The 8,686-nt window shown below is 71.5% G+C and carries 10 protein-coding genes; 6 read left to right on the forward strand and 4 right to left on the reverse strand.

Features of this window, described 5'->3' with window-relative positions; translation table 11 throughout:
- The first annotated feature begins 59 nt into the window (after nucleotides 1-59).
- The 3 genes from P1P70_RS35085 to P1P70_RS35095 all read left to right on the forward strand — a co-directional run bounded on the left by P1P70_RS35085 (nucleotide 60) and on the right by P1P70_RS35095 (nucleotide 2,004).
- Nucleotides 60-1,397 carry an amidohydrolase gene (locus P1P70_RS35085; RefSeq protein WP_319245087.1) on the forward strand — a complete coding sequence of 446 codons (1,338 nt, stop codon included), beginning with the start codon at nucleotides 60-62 and terminating at the stop codon, nucleotides 1,395-1,397.
- Between the two features lie 28 nt (nucleotides 1,398-1,425).
- On the forward strand, nucleotides 1,426-1,614 hold the full coding sequence (locus P1P70_RS35090; protein WP_319245079.1) for a hypothetical protein: 189 nt from the start codon (nucleotides 1,426-1,428) through the stop codon (nucleotides 1,612-1,614).
- A gap of 204 nt (nucleotides 1,615-1,818) precedes the next feature.
- Nucleotides 1,819-2,004 carry a hypothetical protein gene (locus P1P70_RS35095; protein WP_045555207.1) on the forward strand — a complete coding sequence of 62 codons (186 nt, stop codon included), beginning with the start codon at nucleotides 1,819-1,821 and terminating at the stop codon, nucleotides 2,002-2,004.
- Nucleotides 2,005-2,007: 3 nt separating this feature from the next.
- Here P1P70_RS35095 and P1P70_RS35100 read toward each other — a convergent pair whose 3' ends face one another.
- From P1P70_RS35100 to P1P70_RS35110, 3 genes are all read right to left on the reverse strand, one after another.
- Nucleotides 2,008-3,981, reverse strand: coding sequence for an ABC transporter ATP-binding protein (locus P1P70_RS35100; protein WP_319245080.1), 1,974 nt, complete (start codon nucleotides 3,979-3,981; stop codon nucleotides 2,008-2,010).
- A 363-nt stretch (nucleotides 3,982-4,344) separates the two neighbouring features.
- A complete protein-coding gene (locus tag P1P70_RS35105; protein WP_319245081.1) occupies nucleotides 4,345-4,812 on the reverse strand; it encodes a hypothetical protein in 468 nt (155 codons plus the stop codon).
- Nucleotides 4,803-5,582 (reverse strand): ATP-binding protein, encoded by a 780-nt coding sequence (locus P1P70_RS35110; protein WP_319245082.1) that lies wholly within the window; start codon nucleotides 5,580-5,582, stop codon nucleotides 4,803-4,805. The genes P1P70_RS35105 and P1P70_RS35110 overlap by 10 nt, the downstream gene beginning before the upstream one ends.
- Nucleotides 5,583-5,868: 286 nt before the next feature.
- On the opposite strand from P1P70_RS35110, the gene P1P70_RS35115 reads away from it, so the two are divergent.
- The 3 genes from P1P70_RS35115 to P1P70_RS35125 all read left to right on the forward strand — a co-directional run bounded on the left by P1P70_RS35115 (nucleotide 5,869) and on the right by P1P70_RS35125 (nucleotide 7,912).
- Nucleotides 5,869-6,729, forward strand: a complete 861-nt coding sequence (locus tag P1P70_RS35115; protein WP_319245083.1) for a helix-turn-helix transcriptional regulator — start codon at nucleotides 5,869-5,871, stop codon at nucleotides 6,727-6,729.
- Between the two features lie 9 nt (nucleotides 6,730-6,738).
- Nucleotides 6,739-7,017, forward strand: coding sequence for a DUF397 domain-containing protein (locus P1P70_RS35120; protein WP_319245084.1), 279 nt, complete (start codon nucleotides 6,739-6,741; stop codon nucleotides 7,015-7,017).
- Nucleotides 7,018-7,096: 79 nt separating this feature from the next.
- Nucleotides 7,097-7,912 (forward strand): SAM-dependent methyltransferase, encoded by an 816-nt coding sequence (locus tag P1P70_RS35125; RefSeq protein ID WP_319245085.1) that lies wholly within the window; start codon nucleotides 7,097-7,099, stop codon nucleotides 7,910-7,912.
- A gap of 86 nt (nucleotides 7,913-7,998) precedes the next feature.
- On the opposite strand, the gene P1P70_RS35130 is transcribed toward P1P70_RS35125, so the two are convergent.
- Nucleotides 7,999-8,686, reverse strand: a 688-nt coding sequence (locus P1P70_RS35130; RefSeq protein WP_319245086.1) for a fused DSP-PTPase phosphatase/NAD kinase-like protein, incomplete at its 5' end; no start/stop codon positions are given.

Genomic DNA, 8,686 nt, shown 5'->3' on the forward strand with positions numbered 1-8,686 from the left:
CCTCTGCCGCTCCCCCCTCCTCAACCTCGTCCTCGGCCCCGTCACCCGCCGATCTCGTCATCACCGGCTGCACCGCCCTCGTCCACGACGAGGGCGAGGGCATCGCGTTCGTCGAGGACGCCGCGATCGTCGTACGGGAGGGGGTGATCGCGAGCATCGGACCGGCGGAGGAGACGGCCCCCGTCCCCACGGCGGAACGCATCGACGCGCGCGGGCAGGTCGCCCTGCCGGGGCTCGTCAACTGCCATACGCACGCGCCCATGGTGGCGCTGCGGGGCATCGCGGAGGACATGCCGGCTCAGGAGTGGTTCAACGACGTCATCTGGCCCGTCGAGTCCAACCTGACGGCGCGGGACGTCGAACTGGGGGCCCGGCTGGCGTGCGCGGAGATGATCCGCGGCGGGGTGACCTGCTTCGCCGACCACTACTTCGCCATGGACAGCGTCGCCGCCGTGGTCGAGGAGACCGGCCTGCGGGCTCATCTGGGGGAGGCCTTCTTCTCCTCGCAGGGGCCCGAAGGCCGTGAGAAGTCCTTGGAGTTCGCGCTACGGCACCGGGGCGCGGCCGGCGGGCGTATCACCACCGCGCTCGCCCCGCACGCCCCCTACACCGTGGACGACGCCGACCTCGCCGCGACCGCCGCACTCGCCCGCGAGCACGGCCTCCCGGTGCACCTGCACGCCGCGGAGAGCCGCGACCAGACCGAGAACAGCCTGGCCCGGCACGGCGTCACGCCCATCGAGATCCTGGAACGCACCGGACTGCTCGGCCTCCCCGCGGGTGTCCTCATCGCGCACGGCACCGGAATCGTCGAGCGCGACCTGCCGGTCCTGGAGCGGGCGACGGGACCGGTGGCCGTGGCGACCGCGCCCCGCGGCTACCTCAAGTTCGCCTGGCCCACGACCCCGGTGCGTGCCCTGCGCCGCATCGGCGTTCCCGTCGGACTCGCCACGGACGGGGCCGCCTCCAACAACTCCCTCGACGTGTGGGAGGCCATGGCCCTCACCGCGCTCGTGCAGAAGTCCACCGAGGGTGACCCGCGCTGGCTGACCTCCCGCCAGGCCCTGCACCACGCCACGCTCCAGAGCGCCCGGGCCGTGGGGCTGGGGGAGAGCGTCGGCAGCCTCGCCCCCGGCCGGCGCGCCGACATCGCCCTTGTCGACCTCACCGGCCCGCACACCCAGCCCGTGCACGACCTCGCCGCCACCCTCGTGCACAGCGCCCGCTCCGCCGACGTACGCACCACGATCGTGGACGGCCGTGTCCTGATGCGGGATCGCGAACTGCTCACCGTCGACGTGCCGGCGACCGTTCGGGAGATGACGGACCGCCTGGCCGCACTCACCGACCGCAGCCACGGCGGCCGGATCCAGGACTACGACAAGCCGCCCGCGTAGCCGAGGATCGCGCCCCTGCCGGACGCGCATGAAACGGACGCAGTGCCGGTACTCGTCGTACGGCAACACTTTCCAGCACGACTACGCCTACGCCTACGACTACGACCATGACCATGACCGCGACGATGACCGCGATCATGACCACGACTACGACCACGACGTCACCGGTGCGGTGGGCGGCGCGCGGGTCACGTACGACCAGACGTACGAGGAGTGACAAATAGTGCAAGTGTGGGCACGTGGCGTCACCGGAATGTGTGGTTTCTGAGAGGGACCTCACGATCCGCCGTTGACCTCGTGTCAACTACGTCTCAGTACCGTCACTTCGCGAGCCGTTCACCCCATGGTTGGCGTTTAAATCTACGAGCTGACTAGCCGCGGGCTACGGGCTCACGGATGCAGCGCGACATGGAGGTGCAGGGTGAACGGGCGAACGGTGCTGGGGCGCTTTCCCGCCGGTGGGCCGCGCGGCTCGTGGCCGGCGGAGGAGCTGGCGCACGCGGCCCGCCTCGAGGGGCAGCAGGCCGAGGTCGTCATGGACATCGCGACGGACATGTTCCTGGTCATCGTGCGCGGCGCCGAGACCGCCGCGACCGCGTCGGCCTGACCGTCACCCCGCCTTCGGCGCGGGAACGCTCGCCGCGGCGGTCCGCTCGGTCGGCACGCGTGCCGCGAACTGCTCCGCCTGCAGTGAGTACAGCTCGGCGTACACCCCGCCCGTGGCCAGCAGTTCGTCCGGGGTGCCGGACTCCACCAGGCGCCCCTGATCGAGGACGTGCACGAGGTCGGCGTGACGGACCGACGCCAGCCGGTGGGTGATCAGGACGACCGTCTGACCGGTGCCCGCCAGGGCGCGGATCTTCTCGAAGACCTCCAGCTCGGCGCGCGCGTCCAGGGCGGCGGTCGGCTCGTCCACGATGAGGATGCGCCCGCGCCGGTACGCGGCCCGCGCGATCCCGAGGCGCTGCCACTGCCCGCCCGACAGCTCGTGCCCCCCGCTGAACCCCTTGCCCAGCAGTGTGTCGAGGCCGCGCGGCAGATCGTCCATCACGTCCTGAGCGCCGGCCTCCGCGACGGACGCCGCGAGCCGTTCTTCGGTCAGCGGTGCGGAGGGGCGGCCGATCGCCAGGTTGACGCGGGCCGTGAAGGGCCATCGCTTGAAGTCCTGCGCGACCATCGCGATGCGCTCGGCGAGCTGTCGCCGGTCGGCGCCCGCCGCGTCCACGCCGTCCCACATGATCTTGCCCTGGTCGGGCGCGTACAGCCCGGCGAGCAGCTTGACCAGGGTCGTCTTGCCTGAGCCGTTCTCACCGACGAGGGCCACGATCTTGCCGAGCGGCACGGTCAGGGTGACGTCCTTGAGCGCCGGCCGGCCGGCCTTCCCCGGGTACGTGAAGGTCACGTTCTCCAGCCGGATCTCGCTTGGGTCCTCGGGCAGCGGATCACCGCCCTCCGGGATCGCGCGCTTGGCGGCCTCCACGTACAGCCGCTGCATGTCACCCACGAAGAGGGCCTCCTCGTGCAGCGAGTTCACCTCCAGGACCAGCGTGTCGAGGCTCGCGGAGCCGGTGCGGATCGCGATCACCGCCGTACCCGCGACGGACAGAGCCATGGTGCCGCCGAGCAGCAGACCGCCCAGCGTCGCGTACGTCGCCACGGTGGCCAGCCCCGTCCAGAGGGCCGCGTACAGGCCTGTACGGGCCGCCAGCCGGGCCAGGCGGGCCTGCTCGGCCTCCGCGGACTCCGACATGGAGCGGAAGTGGCGCAGCAGGAACGGGCCGACGCCGTGCACCCGGATCTCCGGGGCCGCCTCCGGCTCGATCAGCAGGGATCCGATCAGATAGCCCGCGCGCGCGTGCTGCACCCAGGCGTGGAACGACGTGTAGCGGCGGCGGGCGATCGTCAGGGAGCTCCAGGCGCTCGGCAGGGTCATCGTGACCAGCAGCGGCAGCAGGGCCGGGTGCAGCACGGTCAACACGCCGGCCGCCGCGATCAGCGAGATCAGCGCGTTGACCACGCGCGCCGAGTAGCTGATCATCCGGCGGGCCGACTGGGCGCCGTACTTCGCGGTGTCCAGCAGTTTGTGAAAGCCGTCGTCCTCGATCGCGGACAGCTCCACCGCCGCCGCCCGCTCCAGGTACAGCTCGGTCGCGACCCGCTCCACCTTCGGTTCCAGCCGGCCGGTGGCGTACGTCGACGCGGCCCGCAGCAGCGTGGCCACCAGCATGACCGCGGCGATGGTGACGAGGGCGGGGACCGCCTCCCGCAGCCGCTCCTCGACCGTGCCGTCCGCCATCAGCCGGGCCAGGATCGTGTTCACCGCGAGCAGGCTCACCGCCTGGGCGAGGCCACGGCCCGTCTCTGCGGCCAGCACGGTCCGGGCGGCTCGCCGGTCAGCCTGCCAGGCCAGCCGGAAGCTCGACGCGAGCAGCGACGGCAGCCGCCGGATCATCGCGCGGAAGTTCAGCTCCAGAAAGGCGTCGGCATGCTGCGACCAGCCCATGTCGTACCGCAGCGGTCCTCCGAAGAGGAGCCTCTCCGACTCGGACGTCTCCGGCTTGCCTCCGCCACGTGCCTTCCCCACTCACGGCCTCCCCCGAGTCGTCGCAGAGGGCCACTATCCCGACACCCTCCGCTCCCGGCCAGGGCGCACGACGGTGCCACGCCGACCAGCCGGAGCACAAGGGGCGCGCGCGACGGCGTCTTTACGGCGTCTTTCGGGATCCCCCTGAAGGGCCGCAGGTCCGTCAGAGGCGCGGGCCCGTCAGAGGCGCGGGCCCGTCAGGGGCGCGGGCCCGTCAGAGGCGCGGGCCCGTCAGGGGCGCGGGCTCGTCAGAGGCGCGGGGGGACCAGACGTGATCGGCCCCCACAGCAGGGCAGCCGCACACGAGACAGACCCCCCGCACAGGGCGCAGCCCCTACCAGGAGCAGCCCGACCGGCGGAGCCCTACGCGGGCATGCGGGACCACGTGGGCGTCGTCCCCGTCACCCGGCACAGCGCCAGATACAGCGGTATCGGCGGCGTATAGGGGATCGTCCCCTCGGGCCTGAGGATGAGCCCGGGGGCGGCCGCGCCGTCGGAGACCAGCGCCCCGGTGGTGTAGCGCACCGGCGACGGCCACTCCAGCGCGTAGTCGGAGTCGGCCGGCACGATCCACCACCAGTGCGCCCGGTCGGCGTAGACACAGCCCACGCGGGGCAGCCGAGGCAGGACCATCGGACCGAAGCGGGCCGGGACGGCGACCGCGTCGCATCCCATGGGCGCGGTCATGCCCTCGGGCAGGGGGATGGGGCGGGGCGGCGCGGCGGAACGCTGGGCGCGGCGCAGTCGGGTCAGGGTGTCGAGGCTCACCACGCGGGCCACTCTGCCCCCACCGGGAGGCAGAGGGGGACCGATCGACGCGCTCACACCCATTCGGCCCCCGTCCGCCGTCCGACTTGGGGCCGGACTCCGGCTTCCGCACGACATTCGAAGCCCGTGTGGTACCCGGCCTGGGCACCGCCGCGTCGGCTCTCGACACCGGTGAGACGGAAGGACTCCGCCTCACCGTCCCGGTCCTCGGTGGGCGGCTTCTTCGCGCCCCAGCCCAGATCGGACCGGGCCGCCGTGTCCGTGCCCCTGCACGCGCCCAGGGTCAGGTCCGCGACCGTCTCGGGCGCGCCGGCCGCGACGGTCTGCGGCGGGATCACCGTGGCCGCGGAGGCGAGCAGGCCGCGTGGTACGTCCGCCCACACCAGGAGTCCCAGACCGACCGGCTGGGCACCCCATGAGCGGCAGAGGGACTCTATGAGGAGCAGTCCCCTGCCGTGTTCCTCCTCGGGCCGCTGCGGCGAGGGGTGCGGCTGGCCGGGTGCGCAGCCCTCGTCCCGTACCGCTATCCGCACCAGGTCGTCGCCGTCGTGCAGCTCGCAGACGATCTGGCTGCTCGCGGTGTGCACGATCGCGTTGGTCACCAGCTCGGACACGACGAGGGCAGCCGTGTCGCAGGTGTCCTCGCAGAGGGCCCAGCCGGTGAGCTGGGTACGGGTCACACGCCGGGCCTGGGCCACGGCACCCGGGTGCGCGGCCAGCTCGAACCGAAACCGGCGCTCGGCGATTGTCTCGGGGCGCGCCCCGGCGGCCGGACCGGGACCGACACGGTCACCGGCGGCGTCTGTTCCTAACGGCGCAGGGGGCGGAATCACGCTTGCCACTATCGCCCCGCCGTGAACACTTGGCAAGTGTCACTCTGAAAATTGCAGAGTGCCGTGTGACTCTCTGAACGGTCGTGGCACACTGCACGCAACAGCACGTGTAGCGGCGCCAGTTGGAAATCCCTCGCACAACGTTCGTATGCACACACAGTGTTCGTATGTGTACACGGACGGGTGCGACGCGCGAGATCTCCGAACGGCGCCGCAAGGCTGTCGGCACCGGGATGGCCCGGACATCGACGCAGGTCAGCGCAGGGTCACAGGGAAGAGAGGCGAGATGAGCGAGCCGCGGTCCGCGCCGACGGTCGGGCAGGTCGTGCTCGGCCGGCGTCTGTTGGACCTGCGCGAGCGCGCGGGCATCAGACGCGAGGACGCCGCGCGCGTCCTGCATGTCACCGCCGCCACGGTCCGCCGCATGGAGACCGCCGAGGTCGCCCTCAAGATCCCCTACCTCCAGCTCCTGCTGAAGGCGTACGGAGTCGGCGACGAGGAGGCCGAGACCTTCGTCCAACTCGCCGAGGAGGCCAACAAACCCGGCTGGTGGCAGCGCTACCACGACATCCTGCCGGGCTGGTTCTCCATGTACGTCAGCCTGGAGGGCGCCGCCTCCCTGATCCGCGGCTACGACCCGCACTTCGTCCCCGGCCTGCTGCAGACGGAGGACTACGCGCGTTCCGTCATGACCTCGGGCGCCATCGGCCAGACCAAACCCGCGGACATCGAACGCCATGTCGACCTGCGCATGCAACGCCAGGAACTGCTCACCCGTGAGGGTGCGCCCCGGCTGTGGTTCGTGATGGACGAGACCGCCCTGCGCCGCCCTGTCGGCGGACCGGCGGTCATGCGCGCCCAACTCGACCGACTGCTGGAGGCGATGGAGCTGTCCCATGTGACGCTGCAGGTCGCCACGTTCGACACAGGACCGCACCCCGGCACGTACGGGCCGTTCGTCCTGTTCCGTTTCGCCATGCCGGAGCTTCCGGACATGGTCTACAGCGAGTACCTGACCGGCGCCGTCTACCTGGACGACCGCTCCGAGGTGGCGACCCACCTCGAGGTCATGGACCGCATGGCGGCGCAGGCCGCCACGGCACAACGCACGAAGGAGATCCTCTGGGATCTCCGCGAGGAGCTCTGAAGACACCGAATGGAATTCACCAAGCCGCAGTCGCGCCCGCGCACACAGTCGCACAACCGCGTCTACAACGGCATGCCCGCCCGGGAACTGGGCAGCGAGGGCTGGCACAAGCCCTGGAGCGGAGGCAACGGAGGCAACTGCCTGGAGGCCATGAAGCTCGCCGACGGCCGGATCGCCGTACGGCAGTCCACCGACCCCGACGGACCGGCGCTGATCTACACGCCCGACGAGATGAACGCCTTCATCCAGGGCGCCAAGGCGGGGGTGGCCGACTTCCTGCTCTCCTGAGGCCTGTTGCGCCCTCCCTGTTGCTCAGCCGATCCCCCTATGTTGGCCCTGAATTGATCACTTACTGCTGCGGAGTCTTATGGAGTACGTCATGAACGGGCGTCCCCCCGTCGAGATCGACACGAGCAGACCCCATCCCGCGCGGATGTACGACTGGTACCTCGGTGGCAAGGACAACTACCCCGTCGACGAGGCGATGGGCCGGCAGATGCTGACCCTCGACCCCCGCGTGCCGGTGATGGCACAGGTCAACCGTGCCTTCATGCACCGCTCCACACGCTGGCTCGCCGAGCACGGCGTCCGCCAGTTCCTCGACATCGGCACAGGCATCCCGACCGAGCCGAACCTGCACCAGATCGCCCAACGGGTCGCCCCCGGCACGAGCGTCGTCTACTGCGACAACGACCCCATCGTGCTGGCCCACGCGGCGGCCCTGCTGCGCGGTACGCCGGAGGGGCGCACGGAGTACCTGCAGGCCGACGTGCGCGACCCGCACGCCGTCGTCGAGGGCGCCAAGAAGATCCTCGACTTCGACCGGCCCGTGGCGCTCTCCCTGATCGCGCTGCTGCACTTCGTCTCCGACGAGGACGGCGCGCACGCCCTGGTCCAGCGGCTGATGTCCGAACTGCCCTCCGGCAGCTATCTGGTCGTCACCCACGCCACCGCCGACTTCACCCCCGAGGAGTCGAAGGCGGCCACCGAGAAGCTCAAGGCCGCCGGAGTCACCCTGGCCCTGCGCTCCCGCGAGGAGTTCACCCGCTTCTTCGACGGCCTCGAACTGGTCGACCCCGGCGTCGAGGTGCCCCACCACTGGCACCCCGAACTCGGCGACCCCGTCCCCGGACAGGACGACGGGGCCATCCCGGGGTACGGGGCGGTGGCACGCAAGCCGTAGGGGCTGTGCCGAGAATGGGTGTACGACTGCGCGGCGCGGGCCCTCCTGGCCCGCGCCGCGCAGTCGTCACACCGTGCTGTGCGCGCCTACACGTACGACCAGATCCGGCGCGGCGCGTCGACGAGGCGGCTCACCGCGACCACCGGCAGCGGCGGCTGCGCCGTCTCGCGCTCCCGCTCCAGCATCAGCCCGTAGTAGATCTGCTCGATCGACGGCGGCCCGACCGACAGGTTGCGCCAGACCGCGCCCGGCGAGTCCTCCTGCCCGGTCCTCACGAGATAGGCCGCGGCCATCGTCCCCGTACGGCCGACCCCCGCGCCGCAGTGCACGAACACCGGCCCGGAACTCTCGGAGACCGTGTCGAGCAGACGCCGCACCTGCTCGGGCGTCGGGGTCTGCCCGTCACGCATCGGCACCCGTACGACGTCGAGGCCCGCCTCGCGCGGCAGGGCGCGCTGGGCGGCGCTCAGCTTCTCCGCGCGCAGGTCGACGACCGTGGTGAAGCCGAGGTCGGCGAGCGCCCGGTAACCGGCGGGGGAGGGGGCGGCGCCGCGCCACAGCTCACCGTCCGTGCCGACGGGCTGGAAGTTGTGGATGCCCTTCACCGAGCGCGTCCCCTCGGGCACCGAGGTGGTCTCACGCGCCACGTACGACATGCCCAGGATGCCCAGGGAGCCCGTGGCCCACAGGGCGAGGTACCCGAGCAGCACGCCGATCAGCACGCGCACGGCCTTGCGGCGCAGTGAGCGGGGGCGGGCGGAGGGGGTGGAGAGC

Source organism: Streptomyces sp. MB09-02B (assembly GCF_033794485.1).
Taxonomy (GTDB): Bacteria; Actinomycetota; Actinomycetes; order Streptomycetales; family Streptomycetaceae; genus Streptomyces.